This window comes from Arthrobacter sp. Z5-13, assembly GCF_056499105.1.
In genome coordinates this window covers 2,431,278-2,450,689 of the sequence record NZ_CP096460.1, presented here as the reverse complement: position 1 = coordinate 2,450,689, position 19,412 = coordinate 2,431,278, and the positions used below count along the sequence as shown (strand labels likewise).

At 62.9% G+C, this 19,412-nt stretch carries 15 protein-coding genes; 7 read left to right on the top strand and 8 right to left on the bottom strand.

From position 1 onward, the window contains the following. Window positions 1-123 precede the first annotated feature (123 nt). The 8 genes from fdhA to purU form a co-directional block, all read right to left on the bottom strand. Complete coding sequence (gene fdhA, locus M1E02_RS11675) at window positions 124-1,341, bottom strand: formaldehyde dehydrogenase, glutathione-independent (protein WP_479374432.1); 1,218 nt, start codon at window positions 1,339-1,341, stop codon at window positions 124-126. 307 nt (window positions 1,342-1,648) lie between these two features. After that, window positions 1,649-2,221 (bottom strand): GTP cyclohydrolase I FolE, encoded by a 573-nt coding sequence (gene folE / locus M1E02_RS11670; protein WP_479378139.1) that lies wholly within the window; start codon window positions 2,219-2,221, stop codon window positions 1,649-1,651. 26 nt (window positions 2,222-2,247) lie between these two features. After that, window positions 2,248-4,575: an FdhF/YdeP family oxidoreductase gene (locus M1E02_RS11665; RefSeq protein WP_479374431.1), complete on the bottom strand. Its 2,328-nt coding sequence runs from the start codon at window positions 4,573-4,575 to the stop codon at window positions 2,248-2,250. 12 nt (window positions 4,576-4,587) lie between these two features. Further along, window positions 4,588-5,463: a methylenetetrahydrofolate reductase gene (locus M1E02_RS11660; RefSeq protein WP_479374430.1), complete on the bottom strand. Its 876-nt coding sequence runs from the start codon at window positions 5,461-5,463 to the stop codon at window positions 4,588-4,590. A 60-nt stretch (window positions 5,464-5,523) separates the two neighbouring features. After that, window positions 5,524-6,399: a bifunctional 5,10-methylenetetrahydrofolate dehydrogenase/5,10-methenyltetrahydrofolate cyclohydrolase gene (locus tag M1E02_RS11655; protein WP_479374429.1), complete on the bottom strand. Its 876-nt coding sequence runs from the start codon at window positions 6,397-6,399 to the stop codon at window positions 5,524-5,526. Further along, window positions 6,396-7,022, bottom strand: coding sequence for a cyclodeaminase/cyclohydrolase family protein (locus tag M1E02_RS11650; RefSeq protein WP_479374428.1), 627 nt, complete (start codon window positions 7,020-7,022; stop codon window positions 6,396-6,398). Before M1E02_RS11650 ends, M1E02_RS11655 begins: the two co-directional genes overlap by 4 nt. Before the next feature lie 35 nt (window positions 7,023-7,057). Next, entirely contained in the window at window positions 7,058-9,550 is a 2,493-nt protein-coding gene (locus tag M1E02_RS11645; RefSeq protein ID WP_479374427.1) for a GcvT family protein, read from the bottom strand. Between the two features lie 51 nt (window positions 9,551-9,601). Beyond that, window positions 9,602-10,516: a formyltetrahydrofolate deformylase gene (purU, locus tag M1E02_RS11640; RefSeq protein WP_479374426.1), complete on the bottom strand. Its 915-nt coding sequence runs from the start codon at window positions 10,514-10,516 to the stop codon at window positions 9,602-9,604. Between the two features lie 119 nt (window positions 10,517-10,635). On the opposite strand from purU, the gene M1E02_RS11635 reads away from it, so the two are divergent. From M1E02_RS11635 to M1E02_RS11605, 7 genes are all read left to right on the top strand, one after another. Next, on the top strand, window positions 10,636-11,313 hold the full coding sequence (locus M1E02_RS11635; RefSeq protein ID WP_479374425.1) for a GntR family transcriptional regulator: 678 nt from the start codon (window positions 10,636-10,638) through the stop codon (window positions 11,311-11,313). A 171-nt stretch (window positions 11,314-11,484) separates the two neighbouring features. Continuing rightward, window positions 11,485-12,783 carry a serine hydroxymethyltransferase gene (glyA, locus tag M1E02_RS11630; protein WP_479374424.1) on the top strand — a complete coding sequence of 433 codons (1,299 nt, stop codon included), beginning with the start codon at window positions 11,485-11,487 and terminating at the stop codon, window positions 12,781-12,783. Further along, window positions 12,780-14,000 carry a sarcosine oxidase subunit beta family protein gene (locus M1E02_RS11625; RefSeq protein WP_479374423.1) on the top strand — a complete coding sequence of 407 codons (1,221 nt, stop codon included), beginning with the start codon at window positions 12,780-12,782 and terminating at the stop codon, window positions 13,998-14,000. The genes glyA and M1E02_RS11625 overlap by 4 nt, the downstream gene beginning before the upstream one ends. Before the next feature lie 15 nt (window positions 14,001-14,015). Next, the gene (locus tag M1E02_RS11620; protein WP_479374422.1) at window positions 14,016-14,435 is read left to right on the top strand and encodes a sarcosine oxidase subunit delta; all 420 of its coding nucleotides are present in this window, start codon (window positions 14,016-14,018) and stop codon (window positions 14,433-14,435) included. Next, window positions 14,432-17,389, top strand: a complete 2,958-nt coding sequence (locus M1E02_RS11615; protein WP_479374421.1) for a sarcosine oxidase subunit alpha family protein — start codon at window positions 14,432-14,434, stop codon at window positions 17,387-17,389. The genes M1E02_RS11620 and M1E02_RS11615 overlap by 4 nt, the downstream gene beginning before the upstream one ends. After that, window positions 17,382-18,020: a sarcosine oxidase subunit gamma gene (locus M1E02_RS11610; RefSeq protein WP_479374420.1), complete on the top strand. Its 639-nt coding sequence runs from the start codon at window positions 17,382-17,384 to the stop codon at window positions 18,018-18,020. The genes M1E02_RS11615 and M1E02_RS11610 overlap by 8 nt, the downstream gene beginning before the upstream one ends. Further along, window positions 18,020-19,393 carry an L-serine ammonia-lyase gene (locus M1E02_RS11605; RefSeq protein WP_479374419.1) on the top strand — a complete coding sequence of 458 codons (1,374 nt, stop codon included), beginning with the start codon at window positions 18,020-18,022 and terminating at the stop codon, window positions 19,391-19,393. Before M1E02_RS11610 ends, M1E02_RS11605 begins: the two co-directional genes overlap by 1 nt. Window positions 19,394-19,412: the final 19 nt, after the last annotated feature.

The following is a 19,412-nucleotide window of genomic DNA, read 5'->3' as shown; positions in this document are numbered from 1 at the left end:
TTCCTGGGCGAGCAACGGTGCCCCTTTTCTGAAGGTATTGATGCACTGAAAAGTGGCGCCGGGGAATGTGGGGATCGCACTGTAAAGTGCTGGCCCCGCTCCCCGGCGCCATCAGCTGGCCTATTACGCCTTGACGTATCCATTCGGATTCAGCACGAACTTAGTTGCCGAGCCGGCGTCGAATTCCGCGTAGCCTCGCGGCGCTTCATCGAGAGTGATTGCCTTGGCGTTGACTGCCTTGGCAATCTGCACCTTGTCATGCAGGATGGCCATCATCAGCTGGCGGTTGTACTTCATCACGGGGCATTGGCCGGTGGTGAACGACAAAGACTTTGCCCATCCGGTGCCCAGCGACAGCGAGAGGGATCCGTGCTGTGCCGCCTCGTCGATTCCTCCCGGGTCACCCGTCACATAGAGTCCAGGGATGCCCAGGGCCCCACCCGCGGCAGTGATGTCCATGAGGGAGTTCAGCACAGTGGCAGGAGCTTCGTGCGAGGCGTCCCTCCCGTGCCCGCGGGCTTCGAATCCGACAGCGTCCACACCGCAGTCCACTTCGGGCACGCCGAGGATCTGCTCAATCTGGTCCTTCGGGTCACCCTTCGAAACGTTCACGGTTTCACATCCGAAGGACCTGGCCTGAACGAGGCGATCTTCGTTGATGTCGCCGACAATGACGACTGCCGCCCCCAGCAGCTGGGCACCGACTGCCGCTGCGAGGCCCACCGGACCAGCGCCTGCGATGTAGACAGTGGAGCCGACGCCGACTCCTGCTGTGACTGCCCCGTGGAAACCAGTGGGGAAAATGTCCGAGAGCATGGTCAGGTCCATGATTTTCTCCAGGGCCTGGTCCCGGTCGGGAAACTTCAAGAGGTTCCAGTCTGCATACGGGACCAATACGTACTCCGCCTGCCCGCCAACCCAACCGCCCATGTCCACGTAGCCGTAAGCGCTGCCTGGCCTGTCGGGGTTCACGTTCAGGCAGATGCCGGTCTTGCCTTCCTTGCAGTTACGGCAGCGGCCGCAGGAGATGTTGAATGGCACTGAGACGATGTCGCCAACCTTGATGAATTCGACATCCGAACCAACTTCCACCACCTCACCGGTGATTTCGTGCCCCAGGACCAAGTCCCGCGGCGCCGTGGTGCGGCCCCGGACCATGTGCTGGTCCGACCCGCAGATGTTGGTGGTCACGGTGCGGAGGACAACGCCATGGGGGACTTTCCGGCCGACATTGGCCGGATTGACGCCGGGTCCATCCTTAAGTTCGAACGTCGGGTAGTCGGTATTGATGATCTCGACGACGCCGGGTTCCTTGTAGGCGACAGCTCTATTTCCTGACATGGATACTCCTTTGGATACGCGGGTGGTGCTGGATATGGTGCCAGGCCTGCCATGGAGGAATGCCCTGCACTGTCAGGCAAACCGTTGTCGATGCCCCGTCGCCCGAGAGTGGCGCTCCGATGTACCTCCCCAGGTTTCTGACCACCGAAGCACCCTTCACGGGAACGGGACACCTCATACTTCGCGAAGACGAAGGATGTCAGCGGACGCCGTACCGGACATGCATGGAGACTGATATTTTTGCATGAACATGAAAGATATATCAGTTACATCGTAGGGGAGTCCCAAGGCAGTGTCCAGAGATTTCTTAGCGGCTGCGGATGAGGCTTAGTGCTTCAGCGCGGGCCGCCGGCAGCCGGAGTTCACCCCGGACTGCGGAGGTGATGGTCTTTGCCCCGGGTTTACGGACGCCCCTCATGGACATACACAGGTGTTCGCATTCGATCACCACAATTGCTCCCAAAGGACGCAGAGCAGTGACCAGCGCCTCAACCACCTCGGTGGTAAGTCTTTCCTGGACCTGCGGCCTTCGAGCAAACACGTCCACCAGCCTGGCCAGCTTGCTGAGTCCGGTTACAAGGCCCTCTGTGGAAGGGATGTAACCTACATGGGCCACGCCATGGAATGGCACCAAATGGTGTTCACAGGTGGAATAGAAGGGAATGTCCTTGACGATGACCATTTCGCCGTGACCCAGGTCGAAGGTCCTGTCGAGGACTGCCAAGGGATCTTCGTGGAGCCCGCCAAACGTTTCCGCGGCGGCGCGGGCCACACGGGCGGGAGTGTCCGCCAGTCCCGGCCTGTCGGGATCCTCCCCGATAGCAAGGAGGTATTCACGGACGGCCCGTTCCACCCTGGGCCCGTCCACCCCCTTGGCCATGGTTGCTTGCGTAGTCAAGCAGGAGCTCACGGCTCGGCCCGTTCAAGCCGGATGATGACGGACTTGGAGGTGGGCGTGCCGCTGGTGTCTGCCACTGAATCAAGCGGGACCAGGACATTGGTTTCCGGATAGTAGGCCGCCGCGCAGCCCTTGGGCGTCGAGTAGGCCACGATACGGAAGTTATCGGCCCGGCGTTCGGTCCCTTGGAATTCGGAGATGAGATGAACCATGGTCCCGTCCGTGAACCCCAACTCTGCTATGTCATCAGCGTTGATCAGGACTACGCGGCGCCCACCGTGGATGCCGCGGTACCTGTCATCCTTGCCATAGATTGTGGTGTTGTACTGGTCGTGGGAGCGCAGAGTCTGAAGGACCAGCCGTCCCGTGGGGACTCTGATGAATTCGAGTTCGTTGCCTGTGAAGTGGGCCTTGCCTGAAGCGGTATCGAACTTCCTGGCGTCGCGGGGCGGGTGGGGGAGGATGAACCCGCCGGGGTTCTGGATCCGTTCCTCGAAGTTCTCAAAGCCGCTGAGGACGGCCTCGATGTGTTTCCTGATAACCGAATAATCGTCCCGCATGGCCAGCCAGTCGGCTTTGGGAGCGTTGGCCAGCGGGCGGCTTGAACTGTCCGTGAACAGCTTATGAGCGAGGTTGCACACAATGGCCACCTCGGACTGCAGGTGCTCGCTGGCTGGTTTAAGGCGTCCTCGGGAGGCATGGACCGCACTCATGGAATCTTCCACGGTCACTCTCTGGTCACCTGTGCGCTGGGTGTCCTTCTCGGTGCGTCCCAGCGTTGGAAGAATGAGGGCGCGCCGGCCGGTCGATACGTGGGAGTGGTTGAGTTTCGTGGAGATCTGCACCGTCAGGCGTGTATTGGCCAGCGCCTGCTCCGTGACTTCCGAATCCGGGGCGGCCCGCACGAAGTTGCCGCCCATCCCGATGAAGACGCGCACTTTTCCGTCCCGCATGGCACGGATGGCAGCCACGGTGTCGAACCCGTGGGCCCGGGGCGAGTGGAACCCGAATTCGTCGTCGAGCCTGTCGTGGAAAGCCTGCGGCATCTTTTCGAAGATGCCCATGGTCCTGTCACCCTGGACGTTGGAGTGGCCGCGGACAGGGCAGACGCCGGCTCCGGGCTTGCCGATGTTGCCTTGGAGAAGCAGGACGTTGACCACGTCACGGAGGGTGGGTACCGAGTGCTTGTGCTGGGTCAGGCCCATGGCCCAGCAGACGATGGTTGCGCTCGAGGCCAGCAGGCGTTCACCCGTGGACCTGATCTGTTCCAATGTCAGTCCGGTGGCTTCGACGATGTCGTCCCATTCGGCCTTTTCGAGGTACCGGAGGTATTCGTCAATCCCCACGGTGTGGTGCTTGATGAATTCATGGTCCAGCACGGTACTCAGCCCGGGGGTCCTGCGCCCCTCGGCTTCGGCTTCGAGCAGGTACTTGCCAAGCCCCTGGAAGAGGGCCTGATCGCCCCCCGCGCGGATCTGCAGGAAATCGTCAGTCAACTCCGTGCCCGTCACCATGCCGGAGATAGTCTGCGGATTCTCGAACCGAAGGAGGCCGGCCTCGGGAAGTGGATTTACGGAGACAATGACGGCGCCATTCTTCTTTGCCTTCTCCAGCGCGCTGAGCATGCGGGGGTGGTTAGTGCCGGGGTTCTGACCCGCCACGATAATCAGCGACGCCGTCTCCACATCAGTGAGGCTGACGGAGCCCTTGCCGATACCGATGGTTTCGACCAATGCGGAGCCGGACGATTCGTGACACATGTTTGAGCAGTCGGGCAAATTGTTCGTCCCGATACCCCGAACGAGCAGCTGGTAGGCGAAGGCTGCCTCATTCGATGTCCTGCCGGAGGTGTAGAAAACCGATTGATCCGGGTGGTCCATGTCCCTGATCTCTTGGGCGATCAGCTGATACGCGTCATCCCAGTCAATCGGCGTGTAGTGGGTGGCACCTTCGTCGAGCAGCATCGGGTGAGTCAGGCGGCCTTGTTGACCCAGCCAGTAGTCGTCACGCTTCTTCAGGTCGGCAATCGAGTGCTGTGCGAAGAATTCAGGCGTGACGCGTCGGCGTGTGGCTTCTTCCGCCACTGCCTTGGCGCCGTTCTCGCAGAATTCCGCCGCATTGCGCTTTTCGTGTTCAGGCCAGGCGCAACCCATGCAGTCGAACCCATCCACCTGGTTGACTGCCAGCAGGGTTTGGACGCTGCGCAGCGGACCCATCTGCTCGAGGGAGATCTTAAGCGAGTTCATGACTGCGGGGATGCCGACGGCCTTGGACTTCGGCTTCGACACCCTCAGTTCTGACTCGTCGATGTTGTGCTTGGGGGCTTTGGAAGCCATGGGGTCTTCCCTTCAGATCTTGGGAGGTAACGGGGGAGTGGCGGTATTGCGCGGAGCCGGCATGGCGGCGGGCTGCAGGGCCGGCACACCGTCCAGGAGGCCAGGCAAGCGGCCGAGGTCATTGAAGGTGTAGACGTGGAACCCGGCAAAGAGGGGATCGCCCCCCAACTCCTGGTGGACCTCACGAATCAGGCGTCCGCTGTCGTAGCGGAGGAAGTCGTCCCCGCGCACGAGTGCTCCCGCTATCCCTGTCCCGCGGGCAAGCTTGAGTGAGCGGCCCACTCCGAGGCGTGCTCCCATGGACACCAGCTTCCTGACGGAGACCGGGCCGGGGACTCCAACCCAGACGGGTAAGTCCAGGCCGCTCTTCCGGATTGTCTTGATGTACCGGCTGATCGCCTCGGCTGAGAAGCACATCTGGGTGACTATAGACGACGCAAAAGGTGCTTTGGTGCGCAGGCTGCTGCTGAGTTGCTCCTGGCTTATTTGCGGGTGGCCTTCGGGGTAGCCGGCAATGCCTATGGAGAAGTCGGAAGAATACGCTTTGACCGCCTCGAGAAGTTGTCCGCTCCACGAGTAGGGACCTGCGGGCGTTCGCCGATCTCCGGCTACAAGAAAAAGCTCGGAGACGCCCGCATTTTGCAGCCGCAACAGCAGTGAATGCAGGTCTGCCTGTCCGGTAATGCTGCGGGCCGCGAGATGGGGAACCGTGTGAAAACCCATGCGCGCCAGGTCTACCGACGCTTCCACCGTCCGTCCGGGACCGTGGTGGGGAAGACAGGTCACGCTCACGGAACTTGTGGTGTCAAAAGCCGCGGGGAGCTGCTTGAGGAGATCGGCAGACGGAACCACTTCCAGGCGTACCCGTGCAACAGCTTCCTTGGTCATTGCTCTCCGTTCTTCGGCATCACAGCAACAACCGTCCCGGTGGATTGCGTGTACCCGACACTACGCGGCCCCTTCCCGGACTAACGCACGCGACTGTTCCCGCGCGGCTTCAACCGTGTGCAGGAGAAGCAGGGACGTTGTGACCGATCCAACCCCGCCCGGGACTGGCGTCAGTGCCGCAGCAACGCCCCGGACACTGGCCTGATCCACGTCCCCTACAAGGGACCCGTCCGGAAGGACGTTAGTGCCGACGTCGATCACCACAGCCTCGGAAGAAATATGGCTGCTGCTCAGCAGGCCGATGCGCCCGGCGGCGACGATCACGACGTCGGCCGTTTTGGTGTATTTCTCCAACGGCCCTGACTTGGAGTGGCAGATAGTGACCGCGGCGTCGCGTTCCAGCAGCAGCAGGGACAGCGGTTTTCCAACAACGGCAGAGCGTCCGACGACGACGACGTTCCGCCCCGCCACCGGGATGTCGAAGTGGTCAAGAATCTCGATGACCGCCCTCGCTGTGGCCGGCGCGAACGAGGGCTGGCCGACAGCCAGGCGGCCAAGGCTCACAGGATTTGCGCCGTCGATGTCCTTTTCAGGAGCGATATGCCCAACCAGGGCATCTGCATCAACGCCGGGTGGCAACGGCGTCTGCAGGATGATCCCGTGCACGGTTGGCTCGTTGCTGAGGTCTTTGAGGACACTGGCCAAAACCCGCGCTGTCGCATCGTGGCCCAGGTCCACGATCCGGCAGCTGACGCGGGCGCTTTCTGCAGCCCGCTCGATTGACCGGACATACCACTGAGTGGAGCCGTCGTCGGTGGCCACAACAACCGCAAGGGTCGGGCGCAGGCCTTCGGCTTCGAGGTCCCGGGCGTCGTCGTAGGCCTTTTGCTGTATGAGCCTGGCCAGGGTCCGCCCGGAGAGGAGTGTGGTGCTCAACCCAGGATCCTTTCGCGAACGCGCTTTGCGAGGGAGTCGGCTGCCAGGATGACTTTGTCCTCAAGGCCGTTGGTCTGGTCCGCCAGCCGCGACCGGGCTTCGATGTCCTTGATGGCAACCACATTGATGTCGATGTTCACCCGGGCAGTAGTGGCAGCTGCACGGGCTGCGTCAACGGCGGCCGCGACGTCGCTGATGACGTTGCTGTTGGCCACCTCGAACAGTTCCGTGGCAAGATCCACCACAGCGCCGGCCAGGAGGATGAGTTGTGCCGGCGTTTCCGCAGCCAGGATGAGTGCGTCCTGGACGGATGCCGTTCGGGCCGCCTTGAGATCGTCAGTACCGGTGGGGAGCTTGTACGCCGCGATGACACCTTGGAACGCGTGCTGGTCAGCGTCGGCGAGGCGCAGGGCCTCTGCCACCAGCCTGTCGGCAGAGGCGATGACCCTTGTCACGAGTTCGGCATGCTGCTCATATTTCGCACCGGTGGTGTACCTGGCCACCATTCCGATCAGGGCCGCCCCCTGGGCTGCATGGATAGCCGCAGCTGCCCCGCCGCCCGGGGTGGGCTCGCGGGAGGCAAGCCTGGTGAGGTAGCCGCTTATTGTTTCTGAACTGATCATGTGTCTCCCTGGCTGAAGCTCGAGTCGACTGGCTCTTAGCCGCGGAGCCTGGACATCGTGGGATCGTACAGCGGATCCGCCGTTACGGTGGCCTGGATGCGCCGGCCAAAGTACTCGATCTCAACCGAGTCGCCCAAGGACACGACGGCGGGAAGGTACGCGTAAGCGATGGGCTTGGCTACGGTATAGCCGTAAGCAGCGCTCGTGACGTAGCCGACTGCCTGGTCCTTGTAGAAGACAGGTTCCTTGCCCAGCACAATGCTGCGGCCGTCGTCGATGGTCAGGCAGCGCAGGCGGCGTGCGGAGTTTTCCTCTGTCCGGCCTTCCAGTGCAGCCTTTCCGACGAAGTTATCCTTGGCCATCTTCACTGCGAAACCGAGCCCTGCTTCCAAGGGGTCATGCTCGGTGGTCATATCCGTGCCCCACGAGCGGTACCCCTTTTCCAGGCGCAGGGAGCTGAACGCGGCGCGGCCGGCAGCAATGACACCGAACGGCTGCCCGGCCTTCCACAGTGCATCCCACAGTCGCTGGCCGTTGTCTGCACTGGTGTACAGTTCCCAGCCCAGCTCGCCTACATAGGAGAGGCGCATAGCGGTAACGGTGACGCCGCCAATGACCACCTTCTTGGACCGGAAGTATTTCAGCCCGTCGTTGGAGAAGTCGTCACTGCTGACGGTGCTGATAAGGTCCCGTGCGAGGGGCCCCCACAAACCGATGCAGCACGTTCCGCCGGTGGTGTCGCGGACCTGGACCCAGTCACTGGCGGTTCCGCTTTCCGTCTGGTGGCGTGCGGCCCGCTCGAAGTAGGCGGTGTCGATGTTTCCGTTGGCTCCGAGCTGGAAGGTGTCTTCGCTCAGGCGGGCCACGGTGATGTCGCTTCGGATTCCACCGGCATGATCCAGCAGGAGGGTGTAGGTGACGGCCCCCGGCTTCTTGGACATGTCCGCCGTCGTTAGCTCCTGCAGCAGTTTCATCGCGCCGGGGCCGGATACCTCGAGGCGCTTGAGCGGAGTCATGTCGTACATAGCCACCGCAGTGCGGGTCTTCCAGGCTTCGGCGGCGGCGATGGGCGAGCTGAACATTCCGGACCAGGCATCACGTGCCGGCGGCTGCCACTCAGCGGGCATCTCTTTCAGCAGATCCGCGTTGGCTTCGAACCAGTAGGGGCGCTCCCATCCGCCGCCCTCCAGGAAGAAGCCGCCCAGCTGCTTGTGGCGGGCATGGAAGGGGCTGACGCGAAGGTTCCGCGGCGACAGCTTGGCTTGCAGGGGGTGCATAACATCGTAGATCTCCACGAAGTTCTGCTGGGACGTTTCGCTGACGTACTCGGGGGTCAGCTGGACCTCTTCGAAGCGGTGGATGTCGCAGTCGCCGAGGTCAATCTGCGACTTTCCGTCCACGAGGAGCTCTGCCACGGCACGGGCGATGCCGGCCGAGTGTGTGACCCACACGGCCTCGGCAACGAAGAAGCCGTCCACTTCCTTGGACTCGCCTACCAGGGAGCCGCCGTCCGGGGTGAAGGAGAAGATGCCGTTGAAGCCATCCTCGATTTCGCTTTCACGCAGTGCCGGCAGGATCTGCTTGGTTGCTTCCCACGCGGGAAGGAAGTCTTCCAGGGTGAAGTCCAGGCGGGAAGGCATGTTGTGTTCGCTGATGCTGCTGGGCTCGTAGCTGCCCAGTTCGTCCAGGTCCACGGGCATGGGTCGGTGTGCGTAGGAGCCGATGCCGTAGCGCTCGCCATGCTCGCGGTAGTAGAGGTCCTGGTCCTGGTGGCGCAGAATGGGGAGCTGGGCGCCGTTGGGCAGTTCGTTCTTGCCCTTCTGGGCGGGAACCGGCGTGGTCTTGACGTACTGGTGGGCCAGCGGGAGGAGCGGGACGGACATCCCGATCAGCTCGCCTACCTTGGCGCCCCAGAAGCCTGCGCAGGAAACCACGATGTCCGCCGGGATCACGCCGTCGGCGGTCTCGACGCCGGTGACGCGGCGGTTGGACTGTTCGATCCCGGTCACCTCGGTGTTGCCGATGTACTTCACGCCGGCTGCTTCAGTGCGCTTGATGAGCAACTGGACTGCGCGGGCAGCCAGGGCCAGGCCGTCGCTAGGTACATGGAGGCCGCCCAGGATGTCTTCCTCGTTGATCAGCGGGTAGAGTTCCTTGCACTCTTCGCGGGAGAGGATCTTGCCGTCGATGCCCCACGACTGCGCGTAACCGAGCTTGCGCTTGAGGTCTCCCAGACGGGTTTCCGTGGTGGCAACTTCAAGGCCGCCCACCTGGTTGAAGCAGCTTTGGCCGTCCTCGGTCAGGGACAGGAGCTTTTCCACCGTGTACTTGGCGAAAAGTGCCATGGTCTTTGAAGGGTTGGTCTGAAAAACGAGGCCCGGCGCGTGGGAGGTGGAGCCCCCAGGCATATTCAGGGGTCCCTGGTCCAGGACCGTGATGTTGTTCCAGCCCCGCGTGACCAGTTCATCGGCCAGGTTCGTGCCGACGATTCCAGCTCCAATAATGACAATGCTCGGCGTTGAAGCCATGTGGTTTCTCCTGCTGGTATTCGTGTTTCTCTGCTGATGTGGTGGCGGTGCTTAGCGGAACACGACAGTGCTGGTTTGATCCAGCAACACACGGTGCTCGCAGTGCCACCGCACGGCCCGGGACAGCGCCAGGGCTTCCGCGTCCTGGCCGACTGTCGAAAGTGCGGTCGGTCCGTAGCTGTGGTCCACCCGGATGACTTCCTGTTCGATGATGGGACCCTCATCCAGCTCCGCCGTCACGTAGTGGGCGGTAGCTCCCACCAGTTTGACGCCGCGGTCGTAGGCCTGGTGATACGGGCGGGCGCCCTTGAATCCGGGGAGGAAGGAGTGGTGGATGTTGATGGCGCGGCCCTCGAGGGAGCGGCAGAGATCGTCTGACAGCACCTGCATGTACCGGGCCAACACCACTAGGTCGATGTCATATTCGTCAATAAGATCCAGCAGGCGCTGTTCGGACTCTGCCTTTGTCTCTGGTGTCACCGGGACATAGAGGAAGGGGAGGCCCGCTGCCTCAGCCATTGCCCGGTGGGTTTCATGATTCGAAACTATCAGGACAATGTCGCCGCCGAGGCTGCCCCCGCGCCAGCGGAAGATCAGGTCATTCAGGCAGTGCCCGAACTTTGAAACCATCACCAGGACGCGCTGCTTTGTCTGGTCATGAAAGCTGAACTTCATCTCGAAGCGGTCCGCGATCGCGTTGAACTCGGCCTGAAGCCTCTCAGGCGTGTACTCAGGGGAACCCGAGAATGCAGTGCGCAAGTGCAGCGTCTGGCGGAGTCCGTCGTCGAACTGCTGGTGCTCGTCGATGTTAAAGCCACGTTCGAAGAGAAAGGTGGTGACCGCCTGGACAATCCCGGCGCGTTCGACGCACGACAATGTGAGCACGAACTTCTGGGCCTTGTCTTCCAAGCGGGGCTCCGCCTGAGCCAGGGTGCTGGTTGATAAGTCTGTAGCCACTAGAGCCATGTCAACTCCTTTAGATATATTTTCAAATCATGAACTGATATATTAGGGTTGGCATCAGCGTATACTGGTCCATGGGCGAGGTCAATAGCCTGTTTGCTCGAAACGGAAAGGGTCCGGTTATGGCAGTAGGAGTCTTGGCTATCGCGGAGGACACCCTCAAGAAGTCGTTGGCGGAAGAGGCGTATGAGCGCATCCGCGACCGGCTGCTGATGCTTGACATCAAACCCGGCGATCTCGTCAATGACGACCACCTCGCCAAGGACCTGGGCATGGGGCGCACTCCCGTACGGGAAGCGTTGAAGCGCCTCGAGCTTGATCGGCTGGTTGTTTCGTACCCCCGCCGGGGAACTTTTGCCACGCGGGTGGAGGTAACCGACCTCGCTTTCATTTCCGAAATCCGGACCCAGCTTGAACCACTTGCGGCCGCGCGTGCTGCGCGGGTGGCCACAACAGGGCAGCGGGAGAAGCTGCGCGCTGTGATGCAGGCGGTTGAGTCCTTCGATGCACAGGCCGCCTCCGTCGTCGAAACCCTGAGGTTGGACGCAAGTGTGCACCAGGGAATCTACGCCGCTGCAGGCAATCCCCACCTGGAAGATGTTCTGATCCGTTATGACAATCTGGCCACGCGGATCTGGTGCATGGTCCTGGACCGCCTTCCCGATCTCGCCCACCACGTCCATGAGCATGTAGAACTGCTCGGAGCAGTGATTGACGGGGACGAGGACCGGGCTGCGGAACTCGCCAGAACACACGTCAGCGGCTTCGAGGATGCTGTCCGAAGGGCTCTCTTTACCTAGTCCAAACCTCACCTCGACAGTTATTACCCGGAAGCGCGGCCCTCAAAGCCGCGCTTCCGGCGTCTCTGCACTGACCCTGAAAATCTGTTGACACCCACAGCCACCGGTAGCATACTGGGAACCACGCAACTAATATATCAACAGGATATTAGGCAACAGCTAGGAGACACGATGGTCGACGTTCTGACCCGCACGCTCGCAGAGACCGATCCTGCAATCCACGCCGCCGTCAACCAGGAGCTCCTCCGCCAGCAAGGCACACTGGAGATGATCGCCTCCGAAAACTTTGCTCCGACTGCCGTCATGGAAGTACAGGGATCGGTACTGACCAACAAGTACGCCGAGGGCTACCCGGGCAAGCGGTACTACGGCGGCTGCGAACACGTTGATGTGGTGGAGCAGCTCGCCATCGACCGACTCAAGTCATTGTTCGGCTCAGAATTCGCCAACGTACAGCCGCACTCCGGCGCCCAGGCCAACGCGGCGGCCATGTTCGCCTTGATTCAGCCTGGCGACACCATCCTGGGGCTGAACCTCGCACATGGGGGCCACCTGACGCACGGGATGCGGATCAACTTTTCCGGCAAGCTGTACAAGGTGGTCCCTTATGGAGTCGCCGAGGACACCATGTTGATTGACATGGCTGAGGTGGAGCGCTTGGCGGTAGAGCACAAGCCCCGCCTGATCGTTGCTGGCTGGTCTGCCTATTCCCGGCAGCTGGACTTCGCCGAATTCCGCCGTATCGCGGACCTGGTGGGGGCGTACCTGATGGTGGACATGGCACATTTCGCCGGCCTCGTGGCTGCAGGGCTCCACCCCAGCCCGGTGCCTCACGCCCACATCGTTACGAGTACCACCCACAAGACCCTTGGCGGTCCGCGCGGCGGAGTAATCCTGACCAACGACGCCGACATCGCCAAGAAGGTCAACTCAGCAGTGTTCCCCGGACAACAGGGCGGCCCGCTGGAGCACGTGATTGCAGCAAAGGCCGTGGCGTTCAAGCTTGCTGCGGAGCCGGAGTTCCGTGACCGCCAGGAACGTACCCTGGAAGGCGCCCGCATCATTGCCGAACGCCTGCTTGCTGCTGATGTTGCCGAGTCCAACGTAACTGTGGTCAGTGGCGGCACGGATGTGCACCTGGTGCTGGTGGACCTGCGCAATTCGGAGCTTGACGGTCAGCAGGGCGAAGACCGCCTGCACCGGATCGGGATCACGGTCAACCGCAACGCCGTCCCCTTCGATCCGCGTCCGCCCATGGTTTCCTCCGGCCTTCGTATCGGCACACCGGCACTGGCCACGCGCGGGTTCGGAAAGGCCGAGTTCACCGAGGTGGCAGACATTATCGCCGCAGCCCTCAAGCACGATTTCAATGAAGAGACGGTGGCAGAACTTCGGCAGCGGGTTGAAAACCTGGCCGGGAAGTTCCCGCTCTACCCCAACCTTTCCTCTGACGCGATCGAGGTGGCATGATGGCGGACTTGCTTCCGGAGCACCCGGATTTCCTGTGGCGGAACCCTGAGCCCAAGTCCTCCTACGACGCCGTGATCGTCGGCGGCGGCGGGCACGGGCTGGCCACCGCCTACTTCCTTGCCAAAAACTTTGGGCTGACCAATATTGCCGTCCTCGAAAAGGGGTGGCTGGCCGGCGGGAACATGGCGCGGAACACCACCATCATCCGGTCCAACTACCTGTGGGACGAGAGCGCAGCCATCTACGAGCACGCCCTCAAACTCTGGGAAATCCTTCCGGAGGAACTCGAATACGATTTCCTCTTCAGCCAGCGCGGCGTGATGAACCTCGCCCACACCCTGGGTGACGTCCGCGAAAGCATGCGGCGCGTGGGCGCGAACAAACTCAACGGTGTGGACGCCGAGTGGCTGGACCCGCAGCAGGTCAAGGAACTCTGCCCCATCCTGAACATCAACGACAACATCCGCTACCCCGTCATGGGCGCCACGTACCAGCCCCGCGCAGGTATCGCCAAGCACGACCACGTGGCCTGGGCCTTCGCCCGCAAATGCGACGAGCTGGGCGTGGACATCATCCAGAACTGCGAAGTTACTGGGTTCCTCAAGGACGGCAACAAGGTGGTGGGCGTTAAGACGAACCGCGGCACCATCAACACTGAAAAGGTGGGCCTCTGCGCAGCCGGTCACAGTTCGGTCCTGGCCGAGATGGCAGGCTTCCGGCTCCCCATCCAGTCCCACCCGCTGCAGGCGTTGGTCTCCGAACTGCACGAGCCGGTCCACCCGACAGTTGTCATGTCCAACCACGTGCACGTCTACGTTTCCCAGGCCCACAAGGGCGAACTGGTCATGGGCGCCGGCGTGGACTCCTACAACGGCTACGGCCAGCGCGGGTCCTTCCATGTGATCGAGCACCAGATGGCAGCCGCCGTCGAACTTTTCCCGATCTTCGCCCGGGCCCATGTGCTCCGGACCTGGGGCGGAATCGTTGACACCACCCTGGACGCCTCCCCGATTGTGGGCATCACGCCGGTGGACAACATGTTCGTCAACTGCGGCTGGGGGACCGGCGGCTTCAAGGGTACCCCTGCCGCCGGCTTGACCTTTGCCCACACCATCGCCACCGGAACGCCGCACCACCTGAACAAGCCCTTTGCACTGGAGCGGTTCGAAACCGGCGCCCTGATCGATGAACACGGCGCAGCCGCCGTGGCCCACTAAGAAGAGAGTCCGGTCATGCTCCTCATTTCATGCCCCAACTGCGGCTCCCGCGACGAAACCGAGTTCCACTACGGCGGCCAGGCCCACGTGGCCTATCCGGAAAACCCGAACGAACTGAACGACCGCGAATGGGCCGAGTTCCTGTTCTACCGGGACAACACCAAAGGCGCCTTCGCCGAACGCTGGCTCCACAGCACCGGCTGCCGCCAGTGGTTCAACATGCTCCGCGACACGGTCACGTACGAGATCCAGGCCGTCTATCCGATGGGCGCACCCCGGCCTTCGGCGGCCGCGCCAGCCGCCGAATCCGGAACCGCCAGCACCGCCCCGGACAGCACCACAACAGGTACTGCAGCGCCCAGCACTGCTGGAACCAGCACCGCCACAAGTACCGCATTACCCGGCACCACCGCCCCGGAAGGAGCAAACAAGTGACTTCCCAGAAGGCCCGCCTCACCACCGGCGGTCGGATCGACCGCACCATTTCCTGGCGTTTCACTGTGGATGGTGAGGAGTTCACCGGCCATCCCGGGGACACCCTCGCCTCCGCCCTGCTCGCCAACGGCAGGATTGCCGTCGGAAACTCCCTCTACGAGGACCGGCCCCGCGGCATCATGTCCGCCGGGGTTGAGGAATCCAACGCACTGGTCAAGGTGGAACCGCGATTCCCCGGCCACGTTGCCGAATCCATGCTGCCCGCTACCACCGTTACCTTGGTGGATGGACTGAACGCCGGCCTGCTAAACGGCCTGGGCCGCCTGGATCCTGAGGAGGACCATGCGGAATACGACAAGAAGTACGTCCATACCGACGTCCTGGTGATCGGCGGCGGCCCCGCCGGCCTGGCCGCAGCACGTGAAGCCGTCCGCACGGGCGCCCGCGCTATGCTGCTTGACGACCAGCCGGAACTGGGCGGTTCCCTGCTGTCCGCTTCCACGGCCCCCGAACTGGCTGAGACCATCGAAGGCAAGCCGGCCCTTGAATGGGTGGCAGACGTCGAAGCCGAGCTCGTCTCCGGCGCCGAATCCACCGTCCTGAACCGCACCACCGCCTTCGGCGCCTACGACGCCAACTACGTCATCGCTGTCCAGAACCGTACCGACCACCTGTCCACCCCCGCTGCTCCCGGCGTGTCCAGGCAGCGCATCTGGCACATCCGCGCCAACCAAGTGGTGCTGGCGCCTGGCGCCCACGAACGCCCGCTGGTCTTCGAAAACAATGACCGCCCCGGGATCATGCTCGCCTCGGCCGTTCGCAGCTACCTCAACCGCTACGCCGTGGCCCCCGGGCAGCGCGTGGTCATCAGCACCACCAACGACAGCGCCTACGCCTTGGCCGCGGACCTGCGCGCCGCCGGTATCAGGATTGCCGCCATTGTTGACGCCCGCCCCAAGCTGACCGAGGTGGCTGCTGCCGCCGTCGAAGCCGGGACCCGCGTGTTGATCGGCAGCGCGGTGGCCGCCACCGCCGCCGGAACGGATGGCCGGCTTGACGGCGTCACCGTCCGCAGCATTAACGACGACGGCGAACTCACCTCAGGCATCGAAGAGATCGCCTGCGACCTGCTGGCAGTCTCCGGCGGCTGGAGCCCCCTGGTACACCTCCACTCCCAGCGGCAGGGCAAGCTGCGTTGGGACGATGACCTTGCGGCCTTTGTGCCGAGCACTGCTGTTCCGAACCAGCAGATAATTGGCTCCGGCCGCGGCAGCTTCGAACTCCGGGATTGCATTACCGAAGGCATCTCCGCCGGTGTGAAAGCGGCCACCGCCGCAGGCTTCAGCCCGGAAAATGCAGACGCCGCCGTCGAGCCTTCACCGATCGGCGAGCCGAAGGCCTCCGCCCCCACCCGGCAGCTGTGGCTGATCCCCGGGCAGAGCGGCACCCCGGATGACTGGCACCACCACTTCGTCGACTTCCAGCGGGACCAGAGCGTCGCCGACGTCCTGCGCTCCACCGGAGCAGGAATGCGGTCAGTGGAGCACATCAAGCGCTACACCTCCATCAGCACCGCAAATGACCAGGGCAAGACCTCCGGCGTCAACGCGATCGGCGTCATCGCCGCCGCGCTCAAGCACGCAGGGGAAGCATCCCGCGGCATCGGCGACATCGGCACCACCACGTACCGGGCACCGTTCACCCCGGTAGCGTTCGCGGCCCTGGCCGGCCGCCAGCGCGGCGAACTGTTCGATCCCGCCCGCGTCACGTCCATCCACCCCTGGCACGTCGCCAAGGGTGCCCTCTTCGAGGACGTCGGACAGTGGAAGCGCCCCTGGTACTACCCACAGAACGGCGAGGACATGGACGAGGCTGTGTTGCGCGAATGCGCCGCGGTCCGCGAGTCCGTCGGGTTCATGGACGCCACCACGCTCGGCAAGATCGAGATCCGGGGCAAGGACGCCGGCGAGTTCCTCAACCGGATCTACACCAACGCCTTTAAGAAGCTCGCACCCGGTTCTGCACGCTACGGCGTGATGTGCCTGGCAGACGGCATGATTTTCGACGACGGCGTGACCCTGCGCCTGGATGAGGACCGCTTCTTCATGACCACCACCACCGGCGGAGCCGCGAAGGTGCTGGACTGGCTCGAGGAATGGCTGCAGACCGAGTGGCCGGAACTGGACGTGCACTGCACCTCGGTGACCGAACAGTGGAGCACCATTGCCGTCGTAGGGCCAAAATCCCGGGCAGTCCTTGCCAAGGTGGCCCCGGAACTCGCCGCCAACGGGGGATTGGAAGCGGACGCCTTCCCGTTCATGACCTTCCGCGAAACCACTCTCGCCTCGGGCGTACGGGCCCGGGTCTGCAGGATCTCATTCTCCGGTGAGCTGGCTTACGAGATTAACGTGCCCGCCTGGTACGGGTTGAACACCTGGGAATCCATTGCGGCTGCCGGGGCCGAATTCAACATCACCCCTTACGGCACAGAGACCATGCACGTGCTCCGGGCCGAAAAGGGCTACCCGATCGTTGGCCAGGACACCGATGGAACCGTCACCCCCCAGGACGCCGGGATGGAGTGGATCGTCTCCAAGGCCAAGGACTTCATCGGCAAGCGCTCGTACGCCCGGGTTGATGCCCAGCGCGAGGACCGCAAGCACTTGGTCAGCGTGTTGCCCATTGACGGCAGCATCCGGTTGCCGGAAGGCACTCAGCTGGTGGAAAAGGGCATCCCCGTGACACCCGCCTACGGGCCCGTGCCCATGCAGGGCTTTGTCACTTCCAGCTACCACAGCGCGGCCCTCGGCAGGTCCTTCGCTCTGGCACTGATCAAGAATGGCCGCAACCGGATCGGCGAAACCCTGGTGGCTGCCGCTGGAAACCAGCTAGTGGATGTTGTTGTGGCTGAAACCGTACTTTTTGACCCTGAAGGGACCCGCAAAGATGGCTGAAACAGCAGCACCCAAAACCTCTCCTGAGACCAATCTGTCGCTCCGAACCAGCCCCGCCGAGCTGCTGAGGACAGCATTCGAAACAGGCTCCGTGCCCGGCACTGTTGAACTGCGCGAAATCACTTTCCTGACCATGGTGGGCCTGCGGGTTCCCTTGGATACCGAGGCAGGGGAGCGGATCGCATCGGTTACTGGCGGTCTGCCCGCGAGGTGCGGGGCCGTGAGCGGCACCGGCGACACCTCCGTGCTCTGGCTTGGGCCGGAGGAATTCCTGGTGGTGGCACCTGTGGAAGCCCACGAGTCCCTCGGCGGCGACCTGATCCAGGCCTTGAGGGAAGCCCTCGGCGACGGCGCGGGCCAGGTGGTGGACCTCTCCGCCAACCGCACCACGTTTGAACTCACGGGGCCGCGGTCCCGGGCCGTCCTGGAAAAGGGCTGCTCCCTGGACCTCCACCCACGCGGGTTCCGGGCGGGAACGGCGTTGTCCACGGAGATCGGTAACATCCCCGTGGTTCTCTGGAAGACCGGTGACGAGAGCTACCGGATGTTCCCACGCGCCTCGTTTGCTGATTTCCTGGGCCGCTGGCTCCTGGATGCCATGCGGGAGTATGCCTCACCTGAGGTCCCCTAATGGCCCTCAGCGTCCTGGATCTGTTTTCCGTTGGCATCGGCCCGTCGTCTTCACACACGGTGGGCCCGATGCGGGCTGCCAAGCTGTTCGCGGACGGACTCAAAGACGACGGACACCTGAGCTCCACCAAACGGGTCCAAGCCGAACTGTTCGGTTCTCTTGGGGCCACCGGGCGCGGCCACGGTTCGGACAAGGCCGTAGTCCTGGGCTTCCAGGGGCTGGACCCGGAAACCGTGGACACCTTTACGGCTGATGACCAAGTGGCAGCCGCCGCCCTTGATGCTGAACTGTGGGTAGGCGGGGACCACCGGGTGGACTTCAACTGGGACGAGGACGTGTTGCTGCACCGGCGCAAGTCCCTTCCGGCCCACCCCAACGGCATGACGTTCCGTGCCCTGGACCATGCCGGAGAGGTGCTCAGCGAACGAAGCTTCTATTCAATTGGGGGCGGCTTTGTCGTTGACGGGGATGCCGATGCCGGCGACCGCGTGGTTGCCGACTCCACGGTCCTGCCCTACCCGTTCACCACAGCCGACGAACTGCTGGCGATCTGCAGCCGCGAACGGATGTCCATCTCGGACGTCATGCTCGCCAACGAGGTCACGTGGCGCAGCGAGGCGGAGCTCCGGGAGAAGTTGCTGCGGCTCTGGGCAGTAATGCGTCAATGCGTGGACAACGGCTGTGCGGCGGAAGGGATCCTTCCCGGCGGCTTGAACGTCAGGCGCCGGGCGCCGTCGTTATTCAAGACCCTGACAGCGGATACCGGCGTGACCGACCCCCTCCGGGCCATGGAATGGGTCAACCTGTTTGCGCTGGCCGTCAATGAGGAGAACGCGGCTGGCGGCCGTATTGTCACGGCGCCTACCAACGGGGCGGCCGGCATTGTCCCGGCAGTGCTGCACTACTACGTGAAGTTTGTCCCTGGCGCCAGCGACGACGGCGTGGTCCGCTTCCTGCTGGCTGCGGGCGCCGTCGGAATTCTGTTTAAGATCAATGCCTCCATCTCCGGCGCGGAAGTGGGCTGTCAAGGCGAGGTTGGTTCCGCCTGCTCCATGGCAGCCGCAGGCCTCTGCGAGGTGCTCGGAGGGACACCCGAACAGGTGGAAAACGCGGCCGAAGTGGGAATCGAACATAACCTCGGCCTGACCTGCGACCCCGTAGGCGGGCTGGTGCAGATCCCGTGCATCGAACGGAACGCAATCGCAAGTGTCAAAGCCATCAATGCCGCCCGCCTGGCCCTGCACGGCGATGGCAGCCACAAGGTTTCCCTCGACAAGGCCATCAAGACCATGAGGGAAACCGGCGCCGATATGAAGGACAAATACAAGGAGACTTCCAGAGGCGGCCTTGCGGTGAACGTCATTGAATGCTGATCGGGTGAAGTAACTCAGG